This is a genomic window from Collinsella sp. OM04-5, assembly GCF_003439125.1.
Classification (GTDB): Bacteria; Actinomycetota; Coriobacteriia; order Coriobacteriales; family Coriobacteriaceae; genus Collinsella.
Window position 1 is genome coordinate 1 of sequence record NZ_QSUU01000017.1, and the last position, 22,640, is coordinate 22,640.

General features: G+C 58.6%; 17 protein-coding genes and 1 tRNA gene. 12 read left to right on the forward strand and 6 right to left on the reverse strand.

Features of this window, described 5'->3' with window-relative positions:
- The first annotated feature begins 209 nt into the window (after positions 1-209).
- The 6 genes from acpS to tsaD are packed head-to-tail and all read left to right on the forward strand — an operon-like array spanning position 210 to position 7,033.
- Entirely contained in the window at positions 210-749 is a 540-nt protein-coding gene (gene acpS / locus DXB53_RS09320; protein WP_006235843.1) for a holo-ACP synthase, read from the forward strand.
- Positions 750-2,366, forward strand: coding sequence for an NAD(P)H-hydrate dehydratase (locus tag DXB53_RS09325; RefSeq protein ID WP_117584236.1), 1,617 nt, complete (start codon positions 750-752; stop codon positions 2,364-2,366). It begins immediately after the preceding gene.
- A 2-nt stretch (positions 2,367-2,368) separates the two neighbouring features.
- Entirely contained in the window at positions 2,369-3,514 is a 1,146-nt protein-coding gene (alr, locus tag DXB53_RS09330) for an alanine racemase (RefSeq protein WP_117584237.1), read from the forward strand.
- A gap of 8 nt (positions 3,515-3,522) precedes the next feature.
- The gene (locus DXB53_RS09335; protein ID WP_089573671.1) at positions 3,523-4,143 is read left to right on the forward strand and encodes a uracil-DNA glycosylase; all 621 of its coding nucleotides are present in this window, start codon (positions 3,523-3,525) and stop codon (positions 4,141-4,143) included.
- A gap of 12 nt (positions 4,144-4,155) precedes the next feature.
- Positions 4,156-4,662 (forward strand): tRNA (adenosine(37)-N6)-threonylcarbamoyltransferase complex ATPase subunit type 1 TsaE, encoded by a 507-nt coding sequence (gene tsaE, locus DXB53_RS09340; RefSeq protein WP_089573670.1) that lies wholly within the window; start codon positions 4,156-4,158, stop codon positions 4,660-4,662.
- Positions 4,649-7,033 carry a tRNA (adenosine(37)-N6)-threonylcarbamoyltransferase complex transferase subunit TsaD gene (gene tsaD, locus DXB53_RS09345; RefSeq protein ID WP_117584238.1) on the forward strand — a complete coding sequence of 795 codons (2,385 nt, stop codon included), beginning with the start codon at positions 4,649-4,651 and terminating at the stop codon, positions 7,031-7,033. Before tsaE ends, tsaD begins: the two co-directional genes overlap by 14 nt.
- Before the next feature lie 138 nt (positions 7,034-7,171).
- Here the strand turns inward: tsaD and DXB53_RS10225 are convergent, their stop codons facing one another.
- A complete protein-coding gene (locus DXB53_RS10225) occupies positions 7,172-7,579 on the reverse strand; it encodes a type II toxin-antitoxin system RelE/ParE family toxin (RefSeq protein WP_369831577.1) in 408 nt (135 codons plus the stop codon).
- The gene (locus DXB53_RS09355) at positions 7,470-7,886 is read right to left on the reverse strand and encodes a type II toxin-antitoxin system Phd/YefM family antitoxin (protein ID WP_369831578.1); all 417 of its coding nucleotides are present in this window, start codon (positions 7,884-7,886) and stop codon (positions 7,470-7,472) included. The genes DXB53_RS10225 and DXB53_RS09355 overlap by 110 nt, the downstream gene beginning before the upstream one ends.
- 453 nt (positions 7,887-8,339) lie before the next feature.
- Between DXB53_RS09355 and DXB53_RS09360 the strand changes: the two genes are divergently transcribed.
- Together DXB53_RS09360 and DXB53_RS09365 are read left to right on the forward strand one after the other, a co-directional pair.
- Positions 8,340-10,229 (forward strand): carbon starvation protein A, encoded by a 1,890-nt coding sequence (locus DXB53_RS09360; RefSeq protein WP_117584241.1) that lies wholly within the window; start codon positions 8,340-8,342, stop codon positions 10,227-10,229.
- A 183-nt stretch (positions 10,230-10,412) separates the two neighbouring features.
- Complete coding sequence (locus DXB53_RS09365; RefSeq protein ID WP_158556523.1) at positions 10,413-12,605, forward strand: hypothetical protein; 2,193 nt, start codon at positions 10,413-10,415, stop codon at positions 12,603-12,605.
- Between the two features lie 876 nt (positions 12,606-13,481).
- Here the strand turns inward: DXB53_RS09365 and DXB53_RS09370 are convergent.
- From DXB53_RS09370 to DXB53_RS09385, 4 genes are all read right to left on the reverse strand, one after another.
- A tRNA-Gln gene (locus tag DXB53_RS09370) sits at positions 13,482-13,556 on the reverse strand.
- A 38-nt stretch (positions 13,557-13,594) separates the two neighbouring features.
- Positions 13,595-14,500, reverse strand: coding sequence for a peptidoglycan-binding protein (locus DXB53_RS09375; protein ID WP_199409717.1), 906 nt, complete (start codon positions 14,498-14,500; stop codon positions 13,595-13,597).
- A 139-nt stretch (positions 14,501-14,639) separates the two neighbouring features.
- Positions 14,640-15,653 (reverse strand): polyprenyl synthetase family protein, encoded by a 1,014-nt coding sequence (locus DXB53_RS09380; RefSeq protein WP_117584243.1) that lies wholly within the window; start codon positions 15,651-15,653, stop codon positions 14,640-14,642.
- Between the two features lie 127 nt (positions 15,654-15,780).
- Positions 15,781-18,231: a PTS transporter subunit EIIC gene (locus DXB53_RS09385; protein ID WP_158556524.1), complete on the reverse strand. Its 2,451-nt coding sequence runs from the start codon at positions 18,229-18,231 to the stop codon at positions 15,781-15,783.
- A 227-nt stretch (positions 18,232-18,458) separates the two neighbouring features.
- Between DXB53_RS09385 and DXB53_RS09390 the strand changes: the two genes are divergently transcribed.
- The 4 genes from DXB53_RS09390 to DXB53_RS09405 all read left to right on the forward strand — a co-directional run bounded on the left by DXB53_RS09390 (position 18,459) and on the right by DXB53_RS09405 (position 22,582).
- The gene (locus DXB53_RS09390) at positions 18,459-19,178 is read left to right on the forward strand and encodes a GntR family transcriptional regulator (protein WP_055252172.1); all 720 of its coding nucleotides are present in this window, start codon (positions 18,459-18,461) and stop codon (positions 19,176-19,178) included.
- A gap of 306 nt (positions 19,179-19,484) precedes the next feature.
- On the forward strand, positions 19,485-20,801 hold the full coding sequence (locus DXB53_RS09395) for an ABC transporter substrate-binding protein (RefSeq protein WP_055252173.1): 1,317 nt from the start codon (positions 19,485-19,487) through the stop codon (positions 20,799-20,801).
- Positions 20,802-20,888: 87 nt separating this feature from the next.
- Complete coding sequence (locus tag DXB53_RS09400; protein ID WP_055252174.1) at positions 20,889-21,743, forward strand: carbohydrate ABC transporter permease; 855 nt, start codon at positions 20,889-20,891, stop codon at positions 21,741-21,743.
- A complete protein-coding gene (locus tag DXB53_RS09405; RefSeq protein ID WP_117584245.1) occupies positions 21,743-22,582 on the forward strand; it encodes a carbohydrate ABC transporter permease in 840 nt (279 codons plus the stop codon). Before DXB53_RS09400 ends, DXB53_RS09405 begins: the two co-directional genes overlap by 1 nt.
- The last annotated feature ends 58 nt before the right edge of the window (positions 22,583-22,640 follow it).

The following is a 22,640-nucleotide window of genomic DNA, read 5'->3' on the forward strand; positions in this document are numbered from 1 at the left end:
GCCAGCCCGTGGGAGGCCAGGGCGCCGCTGACCGGTGGACGGCACCGAGCCGTACGCTTGGACTTAGAAGGGGGAGGCCTCGCGGCCTCCCCCTTTTTTTGCGTTTACGGGCTTTTGTCTCACATAGTAGCTGTGTTTTATAACCCTCGTTTGTCGCATCTTCTGTGAACGGGCTACAATAGCTTAGTCTGTGCAATATGGAGGTGAACATGGCTGAAGCTGGTATCGGCGTTGATATCGTCGAGATTTCCCGCATGAAATCTATTCTTGAAAAGACGCCGTCGTTTGCTCGGCGTGTGTTTACCGAAGAAGAGCGTGCGTATTGCGATGCATCATCGCGTCCCGCTGCTCACTATGCGAGCCGCTTTGCTTCGCGCGAGGCGGTGCTTAAAGCTCTCGGCACGGGTTTTAGTCAAGGCGTGGGTCGCAAGGATGTTTCGGTAACGCGTGATAAACTCGGCAAACCGAAGGCGCTGCTTTCGGGCCGTGCTCTCGAGATCGCTCAAGAACTGGGTGTTGTTGAGGTCGCTCTTTCCATTACGCTTACGGGAGACTTGGCCGTTGCGAATGCCATCGCGATTACCGAAGATGCTCGGCCTAAGCCAAAAGAGGAAAAGGTGAGTACCAAGAAACGCGTTGCGCAGACATTTAAAGAGGCTCGTTCTGTATTAGATGAGCTCGAGCAGCTGCAGAATTCAGCATTGACGGAGCACCTGGGCGATGCTTCGCAAGATACGCTAGGAGCATAGATGAAACCGGTTTTGAGTACCGAAGAAGTCGTTCGTCTCGAGGATATCATCGAACGCGAAGGGACTTCGAAGGCCGAGCTTATGGAGCTAGCGGGTGAGTTTGCCGCCAACGAGGTCTTGAAGCTCAATCCCGATCGGGTTCTCGTTCTGGTCGGTTTTGGTAATAATGGCGGCGACGGTTGGGTTGCCGCCGATATCCTGAGCCACAAGGGTGTGGACGTGGATATCGTTTCTCCGGTTGAGCCGGATGAGATTCCTGCTGCTCTGGCACGTCATGTTGCTCGTCGAACTGCCGGCCGCGATGTGCACGTTTGCGTAGGTCCCTCGCGTGACGAACTCGAGGTTTTGATCGATAAGGCCGATGTTGTTGTCGATGCCATTTTTGGTACCGGTTTCCACGGGAATCTGCGTGCGCCGTTCTCCATTTGGATTCCTACGGTCAATGAATGCGCCGATTGTGTCGTATCCATTGATGTCCCCTCGGGCCTGAATGCCGAGACGGGCGTTGTTGATGACGACTGCATTCGTGCCGAGCGCACGGTGACGATGATTGCGCCCAAGATTGGTCTGTATAGCGCTGATGGTCCTGAGTATGCTGGCGATTTGACCTGCGGCAATCTTTACGACCGTCTTGACGAGGTCATCGATGATGTCGACCACGCCGCCGAGATTGTCGAGCCCGGTGACTTAGTTGATTACTTTGCTCCGCTACCATCGAATATTGATAAGTATTCCCGTGGCTCTGTGCTTATTGTCGCCGGATCTGCGCAATATCCTGGTGCTGCCATTATGGCGGCCAAGTCTGCAGCTCGCGCGGGTGCTGGTTACGTGGCAGTCGCGGCTCCTGACGCCTGTGCCAATCTCATTCGCATGGCACTTCCTTCGATTCCCGTCTTTGCTATTCCGTCTGATTCCCGCGGCTCCTTTGGCGCCGCTGCGCGCATGACGGTGTGCGAGATCGCAAAGAAGTACAGCTGCGTGCTGTGCGGTCCCGGTATGACGACGTCTGCCGGCGCTATGCAGGTGGTTTCGGGCTTGCTCGAGCTTGATGTACCGCTAATTTTGGACGCCGATGCACTCAACTGCCTTGCTAAGATTGCCATTGACGGTATTGATAGTAACCCCGAGATGTATCGCCGCGAGCAGCCGTTGGTTATGACGCCGCACTATCGTGAGCTTTCGCGTCTGGTTGCCGGTGACGAGGTGAACGACCTTGGTACCGCGATTGCGGCCGCGCAGAAGGTTGTTTGGGCTGCAGGCTCCGACAATCTGGTGGTCATTGCCAAGGGGCCGACGACGGCTATCTGTGGTGTTGAGCGCGTGCTGCTGCCACTCTCGGGTCCGGCTTCTCTGGCAACTGCCGGTTCGGGTGATGTTCTGGCGGGTATTTTGGCCGGCACGCTTGCCACCATGCGCGACGAGATGGATCGTTGGGAGTTGCTGTATTCGTACGCCGTCGCACTTCACAGCTACGCCGGTTTTGCCGCGGCGACGGAGTATGGTGAGAAGAGCGTTATCGCAACCGATCTTATCGACTTGATCGGTCCTGCCATGGAGCTGGCGGCAAAGGATGCGCTCGAAGATCTGGGAATCATGGACGAAGGGTCGGATGACTAATCATGAATAAAGCCGATTTGACGCGCTGGTCCTGGGTCGAGATCGACCGCGGGGCGCTCCGTCGCAACACGAGGGCCTATAAGAACTTGTTGAATCCGCGTCAGCGCCTGTGCTGCGTGGTCAAGGCCGATGCTTATGGTCATGGAGCTGTTGAGTGCGCCAAGATCATGTATTCGGCCGGTGCCGACATGTTTGCCGTGGCGACGGTTAACGAGGGCGTTGAGCTCCGACAGGGCGGGATTACGAAACCCATCCTCATCCTAAGCGAGCCGCCTATCGAGGCCATTCCGACGTTGCTCGAGTTTGATATCATGCCCTCGGTCTATACGTCTGACTTTGCTCTTGCGTATGGCGAATGTGCCGTCGCGGCGGGCAAGGTGGGCAAGTATCATCTCGCCATCGAGACGGGCATGAACCGCATTGGCGTACATTACACGCAGGTGCTCGACTTTGTCCGCGGTATTAATTTCCATCGCGGTATTCAGTGCGACGGCGTATTTACGCACTTCGCCACGGCCGATGAACCTTCGGGCTGGGACTACAAACTGCAGTGTCAGCGCTTTACCGAGGCCGTTCAGGCCATTAAGGATGCGGGCTTTGAGTGCGGTATCGTGCACTGCGCCAACACGCCGTCCTCGATGCTCGACCCCTCGATGCATTTTGATATGATTCGCGCCGGCGTCGGCTTGTATGGCATGCAGCCGTGCGAGCTGAGTGGCCGCGTGATGCAGCTTGATCCCGTTATGAGCGTCCATGCGCGCGTGACGCGCGTGGCACATCCTGCGATGGGCGAGGGCGTGGGCTACGGCTTTACCTACCGCGTACCGCGCACGCGCGTTCAGATCTGCACCCTTCCGATCGGTTATGCCGATGGCCTTTCGCGTACGCTTTCCAATCGTATGGACGTGCTGTATCGCGGCGAGCGTGTGCGTCAGGTGGGCAATATCTGCATGGACCAGTTTATGGTCGCCATTCAGTCCAACCCAGCACATGAGATTCCCGAGGCCGAGTATGGTGACGAGATGATCATTGTCGGCCGCGATGGAGATGCCGAGATTACCATGGACGAGATGGCGCGCCTACGCGGCACGATTAACTACGAGGTCGCTTGCGGCTTTGGTATGCGTCTCGACAAGGTCTACGTGTAGGAGTCGCTATGGGCGTCATGCACATCCCCGGCCATAGCCATCAGGCGCCGCGTGAGGTCGCACTCGAGGAGATCGAGGCCGTTCTGGGCGATTGTCACCTTTGCCAGCTTTACCAGTCGCGCCATAACATCGTGTTTGGCGTGGGAAACCCCCACGCTCGCGTGATGTTTATTGGCGAGGCGCCGGGCCGCAATGAGGATTTGCAGGGCGAGCCCTTTGTGGGGGCGGCAGGCGAGGACCTCAACGGCATTTTGTCGCTGGCGGGGCTCAAACGCGAAGACGTCTACATTGCCAACGTGCTTAAGTGCCGCCCGCCGGGAAACCGCAATCCGCGTCCCGAGGAAGTGCTGGCTTGCTCGCCATTTTTGCGTGAGCAGATTCGAAGCATCTGGCCCGATATTATTGTGACGCTCGGCAACCCCGCGACGCACTTTGTGCTAAAGACCGAGATTGGCATTACTAAGCTGCGCGGCAGGTTCCACCAGATGGGGCATTTTGTGGTAATGCCCACGTTCCATCCGGCAGCAGCGCTGCGCAATCCGGCGTGGCAGGAGCTGCTGGAGGAAGACTTTAAGATGCTGGGCGACTATCTGGAGCGACATCCCGCGCCAGAGGACGCCTCGGAATAATAAGGAGCATATATGTCCCTGGAGCGCCTGGGGGTAGGTACTTACAAAACGACTTGCGCTGCCGATACGGAGTACTTTGGCGAGCTAATTGCACCGTGCCTTGAGGATGGCGATGTGCTCATCCTGACCGGTGGCCTGGGAGTGGGCAAAACTCACTTTACCAAGGGCGTCTCGCGCGGGCTGGGCGATGGGCATATGGTTACGAGCCCTACGTTCGCCCTCATGGCCGTTCACGATCAAGGTCGTATTCCGCTGTTTCACTTTGATCTATACCGCCTGGAGCATGCCTACGAGCTCGAGGATACGGGCATTTTCGATGTGCTGGGCTATGAGGGTGCTTGCCTGCTGGAATGGGGCGAACAATTCCAGGACGAGCTGACGGATGAGTATCTTTCGGTGACGCTCAGGCGTGATGAGGGCGACAGCGATGTGCGAACGATAACGCTTGAGGCGCACGGTGACCGCGCAATGGAGCTTTCCCATTTGATTGATAAGGCTGTACAAGATGAGCTTGCATAACGACAACGCGCTGGTGGTGGCGCTCGATACCTCGACCGACATGCTTGCCTGCGCGGCAAGCTGGATTGATGGGCAGACGGGTGAGACGAAGCTCGTGAGTGGCGACCACATGTGTCGCCGTCACGCCAACGTTGAGCTCGTGAATACCGTTGATGGCGTGCTGGCTCAAGCCGGTCTGGATCGCAGCGATGTTGGTTGCTATGTGGTCGGCCGCGGCCCGGGGTCCTTTACGGGTGTGCGCATCGGCATCTCCACTGCCAAGGGCCTCGCGCGTGGTGCCAATGTTCCGCTGCTGGGCGTGTCGACGCTCGACGCTTGCGCTTGGACGGCGTGGAAGGCTGGCGTGCGCGGCAAGCTTGGTATCTTGGCCGATGCTATGCGCGGTGAGGTATATCCGGCGCTGTATATGCTGGTCGATGAGGGTCCCGAGCGTCAATTTGAGCGCGAACACGTGGTCAAGGCCGCCGTGGCGCTCGATGAGTGGCGCCAAGCAGCGGACTGGGGCCAGGTTCAGCTGACCGGTGACGGTCTCGTGCGCTATGGCAAGCTGCTGGGTGAGGACGAGGCCGCCCGCTGCGTGGAGCGCGACCTGTGGTGGCCTTCGGGCGAGGGCTTGCTGCTCGCGCACGCTGCGGGTGACGGCGATCCGGCCCGCGTCCTGCCGATTTACACGCGCCTTTCGGATGCCGAGGAAAACGAGCGCAAGCGTCTTGGTCTTGCCGAGAGTGCGCAGAGCGAAATTACGGGTGTTGCCGATGAGCTCGCCGGTCGTCATCTGCAGTTCCGTCCCATGGGCGCGGCGGATGCCGAGGGCGCGAGCGCGCTGGAGGCTGCCTGCTTTGAAGGTGCCGGACACGAGGCATGGACGCCGGGCATGTTCCTGTCCGAACTGGGCGAGGACGTCGCTGCGCCGCGTAGTTGGTGGGTGGCACACGACGACGGCAAGCTGCTGGGCCTTGCCGGCGGTATGGTCGTGGACGGTGATGTGCAGATTCTGGATGTCGCCGTCGACCCGGCACATCGCCGTGAGGGCATTGCCCGCAAGCTGCTGTCGCACGTGAGCTATGATGCCCAGATGCTCGGCTGCACCACGGCTTCGCTCGAGGTCGAGGACGGTAACGAGGGAGCGATCGCGCTTTATAACGCTCTGGGCTTTACCGAGGCTGGCCGTCGCCGCGGCTACTATGGTGCCGGCAAGGACGCCATCGTCATGACGGCTCCGCTGCCCCTGGTGCTTCCGGTCGACAATGCTTCGCCCGAGCCGACGGCGGCAGAGCAGCGCGTATGGCCGCTGCCTGCGCCTTGGCGCTCTGCCGAGGAACGTGTCGAGATTGAGCGTCGCCGCCTCGTACTCGCTATCGAGAGCTCCTGCGACGAGACGGCGGTGGCGATTATCGATGCGGATGGCAATATGCTGGCCAACCAGGTGTCGACGCAGATTGATTTTCATGCACGCTTTGGCGGCGTGGTGCCCGAGATCGCCTCGCGCAAGCACGTCGAGGTGATTGTGAGTGTCGTGGATGCGGCACTCGAGGACGCCGCAGCGTCGCTGGGCCTTACGGGCGGAGCCATTACACCAAGTGAGCTTGCCGCCGTGGGCGTGACACAGGGTCCGGGCCTGGTTGGCGCCCTGGTGGTGGGCGTCGCCTTTGCCAAGGGCTTTGCGTATGCTGCCGGCAAGCCGCTCGTGTGCGTCAATCATCTGGAGGGCCACCTGTTTGCCAACCTGTTGGCGCAGCCCGACCTCAAGCCCCCGTTTATCTTTACGCTTGTCTCGGGCGGGCACACCATGCTCGTGCACGTGAAGGCATGGGGCGACTACGAGGTACTTGGTGAGACACTCGACGATGCTGTGGGCGAGGCCTTCGACAAGGTAGCCAAGGCGTTGGGTCTGGGCTATCCCGGTGGCCCCATCATCTCCAAGCTGGCCGAGACGGGCAATCCCCGCGCGATCGATTTTCCTCGCGCGCTTAACAGCAGGGGGGACTATCGCTTCTCGCTTTCGGGCCTCAAGACGGCGGTGACGCTCTACATCGAGCAGGAGACCAAGGCTGGGCGCACGATTCACCTGCCCGATCTGGCGGCTTCGTTTGAGGCAGCCGTCTTTGACGTTCAGTACAAGAAGGCCAAGAACGCGCTGCATGCCACCGGATGCAAGGAATACTGCATCGGCGGCGGCGTCTCGGCTAATCCGCATCTGCGCGAGATGATGATCAAGAAGCTTGGGCGCCAGGGCATCCGCGTGACGGTGCCGCCTCTCTCGGCATGCACCGACAACGCCGCCATGATCGCGGAGGTCGCCCGCCGTAAATTCGACCGAGGTGAAATCTCGCCGTTCGACGTCGACGCCGATCCAAACATGACGCTGTAGTCGTACTTGTGCGGTCCCCGGGCGATGCCGGGGACCTTTCTGTCCCGATGCGGCTTGCAGGTTCGTTTGGCGTCGACAACGCTCGGCAAGGTCAACCTGCTAGAGTCGAATCTTCGGCGTTCTTTAGCTGAAAGAAACCTACCTGATAATCGACTCAATATCTCGTCTCTTATATAGCAGTCGGCGGACTTCCATAACGTCGTCGATGACGACATAAAAAACCATGTAGTTGCCAACGCAGAAGCGGTAATACGGGTGCAACCGCCTTCTTGTCGAAGGGTATGTTGGTGACATGGTTGGATTCTTGAGATGTTCGAGTATGCCTGCTTCAACATTGTCGACAAGCCTATTTGCTGCAGCGGGGTTATTGAGATCAAAGGCGATATATGACGCTGCTTGGCTGAGGTCCTCCCAAAATAGGGGAAGATAGCGGAGCTTATAGGGCCTGTTCATCGAGACCGCCGTTGAGCATTTTTCTGACAGAGCCAAAGACATCGTCGTGTGTGTAGCGAAGTTGCATGCTGGCGGCCTGACGATCAGCGGCATCAAGGGCGCTCTCGATTGTATTGCTCAGCGACTTGTACTGCTCAAAGCTCATGACGACCATAGAGCCCCGCCCGTTTTTAGTTAGAAAAACCGGACCCTCTTGTTCGACTTCGCGTTCAACGTCCGGGTAGTGATTTCTAAGATCTGAGACTGGCCGAATATTCACGGCTACCTCCTGAGCTATCAGGATATTATCGTAATTATGATAACAGAGTTTAGATTTGGGATGGGAGCTCCTCGGGGGCGGGGCGGGCGCCTGCCGCCATATATGAACTTTATCGCGAGTTCCGCACGAACAGGAGGCCACTTAATGTGGCCTCCGTCGTGAGCAGGACTGTCCGAGCAGGAAAGTTCATATATGGCGGCAGGCGCCCGCCCCGCCCCCGAGGAGCGTCTCTCATGCAAAAACTGTCGTTGGGTAAAGTCCGAGGTTAGTGGCGTTTTATACCGAGAAATCCAAAAAAAGTTGAAAATTCATTACAAATTTGCGTTGACTTTAGGTAACTAAAGTTTCATACTCCTTTTCAACCACTGGGGGATGTGAACACGCACGGAACGTTCACATCATGATCGAAGAGGATTTCTTAGACATGTTCACGCATCAGCTAAACATTATCAGCGTAGTAATTATCTGATGCGGGTTAGCACATACAGCTAGCCCGTACGATAACGGGCGGCTGATGAAGATGAGGGCCGTCGAGCGCAACCGACGGCCCTCATTTTTTATGTCTAGGAAGTTCTTTTTAGAGGAGGAAATGTAATGAACGGAGTTTTGCTCATGGTTGTGGCCGCGGCGGTGCTCGCCTGCGGCTATCTGGGCTACGGCCGCTGGCTGGCCAACAAGTGGGGCGTTGACAAAGAGGCCCTCACGCCGGCCAAGCGCATGAAGGACGGCAACAGCTTCTCGCCCGTCTCCGCCTTTACCGCGTTCTCGCACCAGTTCAGCTCGATCTGCGGTGCTGGCCCTGTTACGGGTACGATCGTCGCCATGGCATTCGGCTGGCTTCCCGTCGTGCTCTGGGTCCTCGTCGGCGGCATCTTCTTTGGCGCCGTCCACGACTTTGGCGCCCTGTACGCCTCGATGAAGAACAACGGCAAGTCCCTGGCTCAGCTCATCGAGAAGTACATCGGCAAGACCGGCCGTCGCCTGTTCCTGCTGTTCTGCTGGCTGTTCTGCATCATCGTCATCGCCGCCTTCACCGACATGGTCTGCAAGACGTTCATGTTCACCCCGGCCGTTGACGCTTCTGGTGCTGCTACCGGTGCCATCGACTTCACCAAGTCCTATGCCGCCGGCTGCGCTGGTACCATCTCCATCCTGTTCACCTTCGTCGCTATCGCCTTTGGTTGGGCCCAGAAGAAGTTCAACCTCACCGGTGCTACCGAGTTCGTCACCGGCGTGGTCCTCATGGTTCTCATGTTCGCCGTCGGTATGCAGTTCCCGGTCTACCTGGATAAGTTCCAGTGGTTCGCCGTCGTCATGGTCTACCTGGTCTTTGCTGGCGCCATGCCCATCCAGATGCTCAAGACCCCTCGCGACTACCTCACTTCCATCATGATGATCGTCATGATCGCCTGCGCTGTCCTCGGTATCGTCGTCCTGGGTGTTAACGGCCAGGCCACCATCACCGCTCCGGCCTTTACCGGCTTCTCCAGCGCTTCTGGCATGATGTTCCCGGTCCTGTTTGTTTCCGTTGCCTGCGGTGCCCTCTCCGGCTTTCACAGCCTCGTTTCTTCTGGTACCTCCTCCAAGCAGGTCGAGAAGGAGCAGGACGCCGTCAAGGTCGGTTATGGCGCCATGATCGTCGAGTCCTTCGTCGGCATCCTTGCCATCATCGTCGCCGGCATCATGTTCTCCGATATGAACACCGCCGGCACTGGTGCCCTCAACGCCGGCGTCGCTTCCACCCCGTTCCAGATCTTCGCCGCTGGTATCTCCCGCGGTATGCAGGCCTTCGGTGTTGACGGCACGCTCGCTACCGTCTTCATGACCATGAACGTCTCCGCTCTGGCCCTGACCTCGCTCGATGCCGTCGCCCGCATCGCCCGCACCTCGTTCTCCGAGTTCTTTGCCCAGACCAACGACGCCCTGGCCATCGAGTCCAAGGCCGGCTACATGAAGGTTCTCGGCAACCCCTGGTTCGCCACGGTCGTCACCCTGCTTCCCGGTCTCGCCCTCGCCTTTGGCGGCTATGCCAACATCTGGCCGCTCTTTGGTGCTTCCAACCAGCTGCTCGGCGGCATGACCATGATCACCCTCGCCGTGTTCTGCAAGTGCACCGGCCGCAAGGGCTGGATGCTCTACGTGCCCGTCGCCTTCCTGCTCTGCTGCACCTTCACCTCGCTGGTCCAGAGCGCCATGGGCTGCATGACCGCTGTCCAGGCTTACGGCTTCTTCGGCACCATCCCGGCTACCGCCACCACGGCCGCCGTCTCCGTCGCCGCCACCAAGGGCCTGCAGCTCGTTTTCGCCGTCCTGCTGATGGTCCTGGGCCTCATCGTTGCCGTCAACTGTCTCAAGGAGTTCTTCGGCAAGGAGGCCGGCTCCATGCCCGACGAGGAGCCCGAGTGGTCCGAGATGGGCAAGGCCGAGTACGGTCGCACCGCTGCCGCTGAGGCTCCTGCCGACGCCGAGGCCGCTAAGGCCTAGTCGGTCGGACGGGTTGAATCTCCCATCTATTTGACTCGGAAAGACCGGGTCCGCAATCAAGCGGACCCGGTCTTTTTTCTTGTGATAACAGGTGGTGCAAGGGCGTTCTCGCAGATGTTTTGCGTGGATAGGCTCGTGCGTTGTACCATATGGACGTATATGTGTGCATATGAAAGGGGCCCCGTGGCCAAGACGGTATATTCCGATAATCAAAACAATGTCGATGCTCTGGCTGAGCGTCTGAGCAGCCAGACGTCGCTTTCTGCCGAGCGCGCCAAGCTGGTTGCCTACGACCTGCTCTGCCGCAAGGCGCTCAAGATTAAGTCGAGCGCGCTGGCGCAGATTTTCCGCTCCGTCGATAAGGAATGCGATACCAAGGCGATGCGCGATGAGCTTATCGCGGCAAATATCGTGACCAAGATCGAGGGCAGCGGCATTAACGGGCGCCCGGCGTTCTATACCATCAATGTCGAGATCCGCGATGCCCAGGAGCAGCCTGCCGAGTCCGTCGAAGATTTTGTCGTCGAGGATTCCGCTGACGTGCCTGCTGTGGAAGAAGTTGCTCCGCGTGAGCATGTTGATACCGATGAGTTGCTCGATGAGAACGTCGTGCGTGCCTTTACGGCCAAGGCAGGGCGCGGCGGTTTTGGCGGGGGTGGCAAGCGCGATGCGCAGCGTCGCGCCCAGCAGGAGCGCTTCCGTCGCGCCGTTGCTCGAAAGGGTGAGACGGATGCCGAGGCTGTTGAGAACGAGGTTGCTGCCGATTCGCAGAGGCCCGCGAAGGAGCAAAAGCCCGTGGAGGCCCAGGAGCCCCAGCGTCGCCGTGGTGCCCACTTTAAGGCTGCGCAGCAGGATGTCGCGCATGAGGTTGAAGAGCCTTCCGAGGCTGCAGACGATGTTGAGGAGTCTGCCAAGAAGGCTCCGGGTTCATGCCGTCCCGGGCGTGGTTTTGCGAGGCGCGCGTATCCCGTAAGGCGTCAGGAGAAGGGCGAGCCGGCTTCGACCGCTCAGGCCGAGAAGGCCGAACAAACCGAGAAAACCGTTGAGCCGGCGGCTCGCGAGCAGCAACCTTCCGAGTCGCAGCCTGCGGCTGACACTGAGGTCAAAGCTCAACAGACCGCTGATAAGCAGGCTGGGGAGAGCGCCTCAGGCAAGCCCCGCCGTCGTCGTCACCGCGGCGGTCGTGGCTCAAATGCCGAGGCCGCGGCCGAGAAGACAGCGACACAAAACGGAGATGAGAAGGCCGAGACTCCGGTGGATCAGGTCAAGCGCCAGCCGGCGAAGGAGGCCAAGTCCGATCGTCCGCAAAAGCGCTCGTCTGCGCCCAAGCAGGAACGTAATACCCGGGCAGATTCCAAGCGTAAGCCTCATGCACAGGCTGAGCCTGCCGCGGCTGATAGTGCTACCCAGCAGCCCGAGTCGGCCGTCCACGGCGAGGTATCGGCGTTTGCCCTTGCCCGCGTTTTGGGCAGGCAGCTGCTCAAAGTTGTCCCTACGCCTACGGCGCTCTCTAAGATCAAGGAGCAGCAGACTCAAATTGTTAAGGTCGAGGGCAAGGACGGCAAAAAGGCGCCGCAGCGCACTCAGCACAACGAGATGTCCAACCGCAAGATTGCCGAGGAAATCGCAATCATCCAGGCTTGGATCGAGCAAAACCGAGGTGCCGATACGCCGGTTGCCTCGCGCCGCCAGCGTGCCTACCAGATTTTTAACGATGAGAAGGCCTTTGACGGCAAGCACGGCGAGCGCCTAATTCGGCGTATGACCGAAAAGGGCATCAGCATGCAGGCGATTAAGGTCGCCCCCAACCGCCCCGTTCACTTTACGGGTTTCTTTACGCTGGGCGCCGATAAGCCGTTCATTATGGTCGAGAACCTGGACACCTACGACGAGATCGTCAGGCTGCTGCGTGGCCGCAAGCACGCCAAGCTCTTTGGCATCAAGGTGGGCGGCGTGATTTTTGGCGGCGGATGCAAGGCGAGCGTCTCGCATGCCCTGGACGATTATCTGGCTGAGATCGGCTATCGCTTTAACTACGTCTACTACGTGGGCGATATCGACCGCGAGGGCGCGCGCATCGTCGAGCAGGCTCGCAATGCCAATGTGGTTGAGATTCGCCTGCATGCCGGCATGTACCGCGCCATGCTCGCCGAGCATAAGCGTCGCGTGAAGGCCGGCGGCGAGTGCGAGCCCGCGGCTGCCAACCAGGGCGTGCCGCAGAACTTGGCGGCGACGATCAAGGATCTGCCCATGGTCACGCGCGTGCAGTTCCGCAATGTGCTGCGCGAGGGCGGGCGCATTCCGCAGGAGATTCTGATGACCGCCGACTATCGGGATGGCGACTCGGGAAGCTTCGACCGCATGCTTAACAACTAAATTCCGCCGGCCCCGGGAGAGCGGGGACACCGGCTTAGGTTTCCTGCTCTACAGTCCTGCTCACGACGGAGGCCACATTAAGTGGCCTCCTGTTCGTGCGGAACTCGCGATAAACCTAAGCCGGTGTCCCCGCTCTCCCGGGGCCTGTCGTGGCTTGGCCGTTGCATGCGGCTCGCTTTTCGGAACGGGGCTGACGGACACGTTCCGAAATCTACCACCGTCGCTGTGCAGGGTGTCTATAAAGAGCCGTGGCCAAAAAACATCAAATATGAGTACTGATACTCTTTTAGTAGCAGTAATTTTGATCACATTTAAGGTGATTTGACGTGTCGATCGAGCAGATAAGCTGCCGTATCTCCTCAAGTGTTCATTAAAGGAAGACCTTGATGCGAATAAATCTCATTAAGATCTTCTTTTATTAACGAAAATAATGTAGCTACAACGGTAACAGTACTCATATTTGCCGTTTTTTGGCCACAGTCCTTCGGAGGGTCCTCGAAAATAGTCCCGAGCCGGCACTTGGGGACGTTCCTATAATGCCGGCACTTAGGAGCGCCCCCAGGTGCCGGCACCGCGTCTGCCTGCGGCGGCCGCGCCCCGCTGCGTCGCTTCGCTCCCTTGCGGGTTCGAATCCCTCCGCTTGGCGGCGTTGGCTCGATTTGCTTGACGTGAGGGGCTCTTGGCTGGTGTGGGACGGAGGGATTCCGCGTCCGCCTGGTCGGCGGCCGCGCCCCGCTGCGTCGCTTCGCTCCTTGCGTGCTGCGCTGGAAAACGCTTCGCGTTTCCTCAGCTCCGCACCCTTGCGGGCTCGAATTCCTCCGCTTGCCCACAAGAAAGCGCCCTGGGCCGTTATGGGCTTAGGGCGCTCAGTTTTAATGGCTGGGACGGAGGGATTCGAACCCCCAACAGCCGGCACCAAAAACCGGAGTTCTACCGTTGAACTACGTCCCAATGTGTGGTGTTGCCCAAAAGCAACTCGTCTAGTTTACCTAATCTGCGAGGGCATCGCAAACGCCATCGAGTAGGCGTACGGCGAGCGTCTGCGCGTCGCTGGCCGTGAAGGTGCCGTTGTAGCGCGTCATGCCCGTGAGCTCAATGCGAATGCGAGCCGGCTTCTGCTGCACGGCGACATTGGCGGTGCGGATGCGCTGGGCCAGGTTGTGGCACTCGGCGAGGGCAATCGTGGCGCGTGGCGCGGCGTCGGCGGGCAGCTCGTCGCTTGCGATCTCGAGCACCAGGTCAACGTCGGTTGGGACCTCGGAGTCGCAGAGCATCATGCCGCTGTTGTCGGTCGTTGCCGTGGCGATGTTCCACATGCGCGAAGCAACGCTGCGTGCGATGGGGTCCTCACCGATAACGGCGATCTGGAAGCGCTCGAGCACGTTGGCGGCGCGAGCAAAACCGATGCGGGACTCGGCTTCGGTGACCGAGGGCTTGCCCTCCCACACATGGTGCAGGCGGTTGATGTAGGCGTAGGTGTCCTGGAAGGCCATGCCGTCGGCAAACAGGCCGACATTTTCCTGGAACTGCTGCAGGGCGGCCTCGGTATGCGGACCAAAGTAGCCGTCGTCTTCGCCACAGGCAAAGCCCAAAACGTTGAGAGCGCGCTGCAGGGCCTGCACATCGGCGCCATGGAAATTGGGCATGCGCAGATACAGAGTGCGGTCGCCCAGCTTATACGAGGCGTCGACCAGGGCGCTCCAACAGGAGATATCGACGGCATGACCGGCAGCAAGGCCGCTGTCGAGCCTGAAGGTGCTGACGGCCTGCTCGGTGGTGGTGCCAAAGCGCTTGTCGACAACCTCGGCGCCATCGATTGTATAGCCGAGCTGCAGAAGGCGGGACTGGACGTCCTCGACGGCTGCTCCCTGCATGCCCGTGGTAATAGGTTCCATGAACGAACCCCTTTCGGCGTACCATTCGTACTATTTTGAGCGTGTGTCGGATAGACAACGCGAGACAATTTATAAACATGCACTCAATAGTGTAGCAACTTGTACCCAAACTCGCTGCCCACAGGTTTTATGACCCCCGCTAGTTAAGGCGCTCCACAAAGAAATCTGCCATTGAGAGGAAGAGCTCGCGCGCATGCGGGTCGAGCTCGACGCCTTCGATAGCGGCCTTGGCCTTGGCGGTCAGGTCGAGCGCATAGGTGTGGGCGTAATCGATGGAGCCGGTCTCTTGGAAGATCTCCACGGCGCGTGCGAGCTGCGCAGGGTCCTCGGTGCCCGAGGAAAGGATTGCCTCGATCTCGTCGTGATAGCGCTCGTCTGACAGGGCATGCACGGCAACGAGGGTGCGCTTGCCCTCGGTGATATCGGTGCGGAAGTCCTTGTTGGCGGCCTCCTTGGTGCCGATCAAGTTGAGCAGGTCGTCTTGAATCTGGAAGGCAAGGCCCGTGTGCAGCCCAAAGGCGCGCAGTGCCTCAATCTGCTTTTCGCTGCCGCCGCCGATAATGGCTCCGGCGGCAAGCGGCGTCGCTCCGCTGTAGTACGCGGTCTTGTGCGTCGCCATGTCCAGATAATCGTCGACCGAAATGTCAAAGCGCTCGTCGCGGACCCAGCCCAGGTCGAGCGCTTGGCCCTCGATGGTACGGACGATCATCTCGGTAAGCTCGTGGAGCACGTGAAGCTTCACGTCTGCGTTGAGTGTGGGGTCGTCGAGAACCGTCTTGGTGACCATGGTGAGCGCCAGGTCACCGCAGTTGATGGCAAGACCGGTGCCCTCGGTAAGGTGCATGCAGGGCTTGCCGCGACGAATCTGCCCGTTGTCGGCGATGTCGTCGTGGATGAGTGCGCCCGACTGAAAGTGCTCGATGGCCGCCGCTGCGCTGCGGGCGCTCTCAAAGCTGCCGCCTACCGCAGTGGCGGCGAGCATGCAGATGAGCGGGCGGTGGCGCTTGCCAGCGTTTGCCGTAAATGCCGAGAGCGGGGTATACAGGTAGCGCTCGATATCGGCGGAAGTCGCCTGTCCGTCAAAGAACGTGGCCAGATAGTCGTTAATCTGGTCAAAGTGCTGGGCTAAAAAGCTGGTAAACGGACTGGACACGGGTTCTCGCATTCTTTGATAGGTTGCATCGTTGCATTATGCAGACAACATATTGCCACATTAGGGCGTCGAGCGCGGCGGTTGAAGACGATTGGTCCATGCGGCCGCAAGTGCGGTAGGGGCTTGGCTAGATAAGCCCAAAGTGTTCGAGCGCGGTGACGACGCCGTCGTGGTCGATGCTGTCGGTGACATAGTCGGCCTTTTCCTTGAGGAAGTCCGGCGCATTGCCCATGGCGATACCGACATCGACGGCGTTCATCAGCGAGACGTCATTGCTGGCGTCGCCGATGCCGTATACGGTTCCGTGGTGGGGATCGAGGGCGTCGAGTACGGACTGGATACCCTCGCGCTTGGTGCATTCGCGAGGCGAAATCTCGGTCACTTCGAGCTCGAGCTCGTTAAAGCAGAGCAGCGGCTCAAACGCTTGATCCTGAGCGATGCGGTTGGCAAGCGACGTGGACATTAAGATCTTGTAGGCGCTGTAATGTTGCAGCTGCGTAATTGCATCGCCCACGGTGCGGGCGTATCCCGGGGCGTCGGGCGCATCGGCACTCATGCGAACGACGCCATTGAGTCCCTCAAAACGAATCACTTCGTCCGATTGCTCAAGAATGGGAGCAAGGCGCTGCAGCATGCCGGGCGTCATCGCCAAATCGCGAATCACGTGTCCCTCAAGTTCGACATAGCCACCCGCGAGGCAGACGATGCCGGTCCAGGGCAGCTCGAGCAGCTTTGGATGGATGCAGCTCAGCGTGCGCCCTGTGCAGATAAACGCCATATTGCCCTTGGCGACAAAATCACGGATGGCTTGCGAGACCGCTTCATTGGGATAGGGGGAGAGGTCTCGCTCGCTCTCGGGAAGCTCTTGTGCCACTCGAGGGTCTTGCCAGGCGAGTGTTCCGTCGATATCGAAGAAGCAGATATCGCCGCGCTTATGGGCTGCGCTGGCGGCAGGGGAGGCCGAGGTGGTGGGCACAAATCCCGGCTCGAGGCCCATGATCTGGTCAAAATGCTCTTTAACGCGGGGAACGGAGATGCCAATAATCACCTGGGCGGTCTTGCCCGTAATGATGAGGCCCTTGGCGCCCACCGCGACAAACGACGCATTATCTGCAACGATGGAAGGGTCTGCGACCTCGACGCGCAGGCGCGTGGCGCAGTTGGTTGCGCCCACGATATTGCCAACGCCACCTAAAAGCTGAATTACCCGCTCAGCGAGGACGTGATCTTGATCGGATTGAATACTGACCTCGCCATTGGGAGATTGCTCTTTGGCAAAGCCGCTTCCCGTTAAACGATCGATTGCCGCGCGATTGGAGACATGATCCTCGCGGCCCGGCGTCTTAAGGTCATAGACCAAGATGAGTGCTCGAAAACTAACAAAAAAGATGAGGCTAAAGGCAAGACCGATACCGAGCGCCAAAAGGTAGGAGCCGGCATGCATTCGCATGAGTGGGATGAAGTTGAAGGCCGTCATTTCCATGAGACCGCCCGAGAAGATGCCGACGATACCGAAGAAGTTCATGGTCATGGCAAGGCAGGAGGATAGGACGGCGTAGAGCAAAAAGAGTCCAGGATAGGTGAACATAAAGAGAAACTCGAGCGGCTCGGTGACACCACAGACCACCGAGGCGACGATGGCGGGCAAAAGGATGACCTTAAGGCCGGCGCGGCGTTCGGGTTTGGCGGTGAAATAGAATGCTGCCGCGATGGCGGGAAGGCCAAAGAGCTTGCCCCAGCCGGTGGCGGTAAAACCTGCCCAGGGCGCAAGTTCATTTAAAGGGCGCGTGCTATGGGAGAGAATGGGGAGTAGGTTGGTCCACGTGGCGTAAATACCGTCGTGAATGACCAGATTGTCGTAATAGATGGGCATATAGAGCAGGTGGTGCAGCCCCATGGGCTCGAGTGCTCGCTCCAAAAACACAAAGATGCCCACGCCGAAGGGGCCGACGCCCGCAAGTGCGTGGCGCAGCGTTTCGGTCGCGGCGTATGCGAAGGGCACGATGGCGGCCGAGATGGCGGCAAGGGCAAACACGGCAAAAAAGCTGATGAGGTAGACCAGCGAGGAACCCGAGAAGGTGCCGAGCCAATCGGGAACCTTGGCATCGTAGAAGCGGTCATGGATGGCGACGACGGTTGCCGATACCGCCAGCGGGCCGATAATGCCGGTGTCGAGCGTCTTGATGCCGTCGATGACGGTGATACCGCTGGCGGGGGTCAAAGATGATGGGTACTTAAGCCCAAGGTTGTCTCCGCTCAGCTTAATGATCTCGCTCAAAAAGAAGCAATAGGCAAAATAGGCCACGAGTGCCTCGAGGCAGCAGCGTGCCGGTTGCTTTTGGGCAAGACCGATAGGCAGCGCTACGGCAAAAAGGAGTGGAAGGCGCTTAAAGACCGTCCACGAGCCGCGCTGGATGATGGTCCAGAAAACGTACCAAGGGGTTCCGTATACGGCGAGGTCGCCGACGATGTCTACGGTCGTGGCGAGGGCGGAGATGCCGACCATGAGGCCTGATATAGAAAACAGCATGGCGGGCGCGAACATTGCCCCGCCAAAGCGTTGGATTTTTTGCAGCATATTCTGCCTCTCGACCATAAGCCCGCCGTGTCTGCGGTGGAACGTTTAAACAATGAGTTAATTGTAGGGGAGTGAGCGTTCGCCGCATTGTTGGTTTTGATTCGAATCGATTGGAGCATCACGGGCGCCGTTGACAGTTAATAATCGGTGCTTTGCCGATAGACGGTTTAAACAACCCAAAGAAATGCTATCGTGCCTAGCCATACATATTCATTAGAGGTGAAATCATGCCAAAAGCGATTTACGAAGGAATCTACCGCGAGATCCGTTCGCGCATCATCAACGGGACCTATGCGTTTCAGGAGATGCTGCCAACCGAAGCCGAGCTGACCGCGGAGTTTGGCTGCACGCGCAATACCGTTCGACGCGCCTTGAGCATGCTGGCCGACCAGATGTTTGTGCAGCCTATACACGGTAAGGGCGTGCGCGTTATTTGGCTTAAGGGCGAAACCGACATGCTGGGCGCACTCGAAGAGGTTGAGTCGTTTGGCGAGTTCGCAAAACGCAACAATGCCGTCGCATCGACCGAGGTCAAGTCTTTTGAACATTTGATTTGCACTGAGCAACTCTCTCGTCGCCTGGGCTTTAAGGTGGGCGAGGAGCTGATTCGCGTAGTGCGTGTCCGAAGCCTCAACGGCAGCGCGCGCCAAGTGGACCATGGCTACTTTTTGGCGTCGATCGCCAAGGGCCTGACCCCCGAGATCGCGGCGGATTCTATCTACGGCTATCTGGAGCACAAGCGCGGCGTCAAAGTGATGGCGAGCCGTCGTACGGTGAGTGTCGAGCTCGCCAACGATGAGGACTGCAGCTACTTGGACCTTGGCAAGTACAACTGCGTCGCCGTTATGGAGAGCCAGTCGTACACCTCGGACGGCATCTTGTTCGAGGTCACGCATGCCCGCACGCATCCCGAGATCTTCCACTACCGCGTCAACTCCAAGCGATAGCCGGCTAGCTCGCAGCCTGACGAGACTCATGCCCTCAAAGCGAAAACGCCCGGTCAAACCGACGATGCATCGGCTTGATCGGGCGTTTTCTCTGCATTCGATAATAAATAATTGTTTATACAAAACTTGTCAAGTATCAAGTTGAAATTACCGTTCACCGAAGTTTTTCTACCGCTCTAGTAATACTTGTTCAAACAACTAGCCAAATAGCGTATTGTACAAGTCAGCAAAAGGGGCAAAGTCCCCGAGCCAATCTCCGAAGGCGGCGGCAAAGGGTGCCGCCACGGTGTGAAAGGGTGGATTGTAATGAAGAACGAAATGAGCAGAAGGCAGTTCCTGGGCTTTGCTGGTTCCGCGGCTGCGGTTCTTGGTCTGGGCCTCGTGGGCTGCGGTGGTTCTGCCGGCTCTGGCTCCTCTGCTTCCGGTGACGCTGCCGAGGTCTACTTCCTCCAGTTCAAGCCCGAGGTCGACAAGGAGTGGAAGGAGATCGCCAAGGCGTACAAGAAGGAGAAGGGCGTCGAGGTCAAGATCGTGACCGCCGCCTCCAACACCTACGAGGAGAAGCTCAAGTCCGAGATGTCCAAGAGCTCCGCTCCGACGCTGTTCCAGGTCAACGGCCCCACCGGCCTTAAGAACTGGAAGGACTACTGCGCCGATCTTTCCGACACCAAGCTCCGCGGCGAGCTCATCGACGACTCCCTGGCGCTGCAGTCCGACGGCAAGGATCTGGGTATCGACTGGGTTCAGGAGAGCTACGGCATCATCTACAACAAGGAGCTCCTCGAGAAGGCCGGCTACAAGGCCGAGGACATCAACTCCTTCGACAAGCTGAAGGCTTGCGCCGATGACATCCAGGCCCGCAAGGACGAGCTCGGCGTTGACGGTGCCTTCACTTCCGCCGGTATGGATGACTCCTCCAGCTGGCGCTACACCACGCACCTCGCCAACCTCCCGCTCTACTACGAGTTCGAGAAGGAGCACAATCAGGAGGACGACGAGATCAAGGGCGAGTATCTCGACAACTTTAAGCAGATCTTCGACCTGTATATCACCGACTCCACCTGCGATCCTTCGCAGCTCGCCTCCAAGACCGGTGACGACGCCACCAACGAGTTCGCAACCGGCAAGGCCGTCTTCTACCAGAACGGCTCTTGGGCCTACGCCGACCTCACCAAGGCCGGTATGACCGACGACCAGCTCGGCATGCTGCCGATCTACATCGGCGTCGATGGCGAGGAGAACCAGGGCCTGTGCTCCGGCGGCGAGAACTACTGGTGCGTCAGCTCCCAGGCTTCCGAGGATGCCCAGAAGGCCACCGAGGACTTCATGTATTGGTGCGTCACTTCTGACACCGCCACCAGCATCATCGCTGACAAGATGGGTCTGACCGCCCCGTTCAAGAGCGCTAAGGAGACCACCAACGTCTTCTCGCAGCAGGCCGTTGCTATGGCCAAGGACGGCAAGAAGACCGTCGCTTGGGACTTCGTTTACATCCCCTCCGAGGAGTGGAAGAAGAACCTCAAGCAGGCTCTCATCGCTTATGCTGCCGACAACACCAAGTGGGACGGCGTCAAGAACGCCTTCGTCGATGGCTGGAAGACCGAGAAGGCTGCTTCCGAGTAAGCAGTTGCTGCCCAAGCTATCTGATTAGCGACAGGGGGCGGGCAGACGTAGGTTTGCCCGCCCCCTGCATATTGAAAGGACCCTTCTATGGGCAAAGCACTCAAGCGCTGGTGGCCGCTCTTTATGCTGCCCACGTGCCTGGCGTTTATGATCGGGTTCGTGATTCCCTTTATCCAGGGTTTCTATCTCTCGTTCTGCCAGTTTATTACCATCAATAACGCGCACTTTGTCGGTATCGAGAACTACGTGCGCGCGCTGTCCGATCCGCAGTTCTCCACGTCGTTCTTCTTTACCGTGGCGTTTGCCTTCCTGTCGACGGTGCTCATCAACGTGATCGCGCTGGCCATTGCGCAGGCGCTCACTCGCAAGGCGCTCAAGGGCACCAACATCTTCCGTACGATTTTCTTTATGCCTAACCTGATTGGCGGCATTGTACTGGGTTACATTTGGCAGATTCTGATCAACTGCCTGCTCTCCAACGTGGGTGCCCAGCTTATCGCCCTCAACTCCGCCGCTGGCTTCTGGGGCCTTATCATCCTGACCCTGTGGCAACAGGTCGGCTACATGATGATCATCTACATCGCCGGTCTGCAGTCCATTCCGTCTGACTACATCGAGGCCGCCAAGGTCGATGGCGCTACGGCATGGCAGACGTTTTGGAAGGTTAAGATCCCCAACCTGATGCCGACCATCACCATCTGCCTGTTCCTGTCCATCACCAACGGCTTTAAGCTGTTCGACCAGAACCTCGCCCTTACCGGTGGCGCCCCGGCGCACTCCACCGAGATGCTCGCCCTGAACATCTACAACACGTTCTATTCGCGTGCTGGCATCGCATGGCAGGGCATCGGTCAGGCCAAGGCAGTTATCTTCTGCATCCTGGTTGTCGCTATTTCTATGATCCAGCTTAAGGCCACGAGGTCCAAGGAGGTGCAGCAGTAATGAAACGCGATAAGGCTATCAACCGCGCGCTCTCGATCTTCTTTACGATCCTGTCGCTCGCATGGATCTACCCCGTGTTCATGATTGCGCTCAATTCCTTTAAGAAAGCGACCGCAATCAGCACCACCACGGCGTTCGATCTGCTCACGCCCGAGACGTTCAACGGCCTCGCAAACTACGTGCACGCTCTGAACGAGCAGGGCTTTGCCTCGGCGTTTATGTACTCGCTTATCATCACGGTCACGTCGGTCGTGCTGATTCTGGTGTGCTGCTCCATGTGCGCTTGGTACGTGGTGCGCGTCAACAGCAAGATCTCGAACTTCTTCTATTACCTGTTCGTCTTCTCGATGGTCGTACCGTTCCAGATGCTCATGTTCACGCTGTCCAACCTCGCGGACCGCATCGGCTTTAACACGCCGTTTAACATCTGCTTCATCTACCTTGGTTTTGGCGCGGGCCTCGCGGTCTTTATGTTCGCCGGCTTCGTCAAGAACATCCCGCTCGAGATTGAGGAAGCGGCCATGATCGACGGCTGCAACCCGGTCCAAGTGTTCTTTAAGATCGTCCTTCCCATTATGAAGCCCACCTATCTTTCGGTCGGCATCCTTGAGACCATGTGGGTCTGGAACGACTATCTGCTGCCCTACCTTACGCTCGACTCCACCAAGTACAAGACCATTCCTATCTTGATCCAGTACTTCCGTGGCGGCTATGGCCACGTCGAGCTCGGTCCCATGATGGCGTGCATCATGATGGTCGTCATCCCCATCGTCATCATGTACATCTTCTGCCAGAAGTACATCATCGACGGTGTGGTGGCAGGTGCCGTCAAGGGCTGATGCCGTAACTGTTTTGCAAGTTTTGGCGGCGCCTCTCAGCGCGGCGCCGCGTATCGAA

Bases quoted from the DNA above. Each gene is read 5' to 3' on its own strand.
- acpS (WP_006235843.1), top strand. From the start codon at position 210: ATGGCTGAAGCTGGTATCGGCGTTGATATCGTCGAGATTTCCCGCATG.
- DXB53_RS09325 (WP_117584236.1), top strand. From the start codon at position 750: ATGAAACCGGTTTTGAGTACCGAAGAAGTCGTTCGTCTCGAGGATATC.
- alr (WP_117584237.1), top strand. From the start codon at position 2,369: ATGAATAAAGCCGATTTGACGCGCTGGTCCTGGGTCGAGATCGACCGC.
- DXB53_RS09335 (WP_089573671.1), top strand. From the start codon at position 3,523: ATGGGCGTCATGCACATCCCCGGCCATAGCCATCAGGCGCCGCGTGAG.
- tsaE (WP_089573670.1), top strand. From the start codon at position 4,156: ATGTCCCTGGAGCGCCTGGGGGTAGGTACTTACAAAACGACTTGCGCT.
- tsaD (WP_117584238.1), top strand. From the start codon at position 4,649: ATGAGCTTGCATAACGACAACGCGCTGGTGGTGGCGCTCGATACCTCG.
- DXB53_RS10225 (WP_369831577.1), bottom strand. From the start codon at position 7,579: ATGCCGCTGATCGTCAGGCCGCCAGCATGCAACTTCGCTACACACACG.
- DXB53_RS09360 (WP_117584241.1), top strand. From the start codon at position 8,340: ATGAACGGAGTTTTGCTCATGGTTGTGGCCGCGGCGGTGCTCGCCTGC.
- DXB53_RS09375 (WP_199409717.1), bottom strand. From the start codon at position 14,500: ATGGAACCTATTACCACGGGCATGCAGGGAGCAGCCGTCGAGGACGTC.
- DXB53_RS09385 (WP_158556524.1), bottom strand. From the start codon at position 18,231: ATGCTGCAAAAAATCCAACGCTTTGGCGGGGCAATGTTCGCGCCCGCC.
- DXB53_RS09390 (WP_055252172.1), top strand. From the start codon at position 18,459: ATGCCAAAAGCGATTTACGAAGGAATCTACCGCGAGATCCGTTCGCGC.
- DXB53_RS09395 (WP_055252173.1), top strand. From the start codon at position 19,485: ATGAAGAACGAAATGAGCAGAAGGCAGTTCCTGGGCTTTGCTGGTTCC.
- DXB53_RS09400 (WP_055252174.1), top strand. From the start codon at position 20,889: ATGGGCAAAGCACTCAAGCGCTGGTGGCCGCTCTTTATGCTGCCCACG.
- DXB53_RS09405 (WP_117584245.1), top strand. From the start codon at position 21,743: ATGAAACGCGATAAGGCTATCAACCGCGCGCTCTCGATCTTCTTTACG.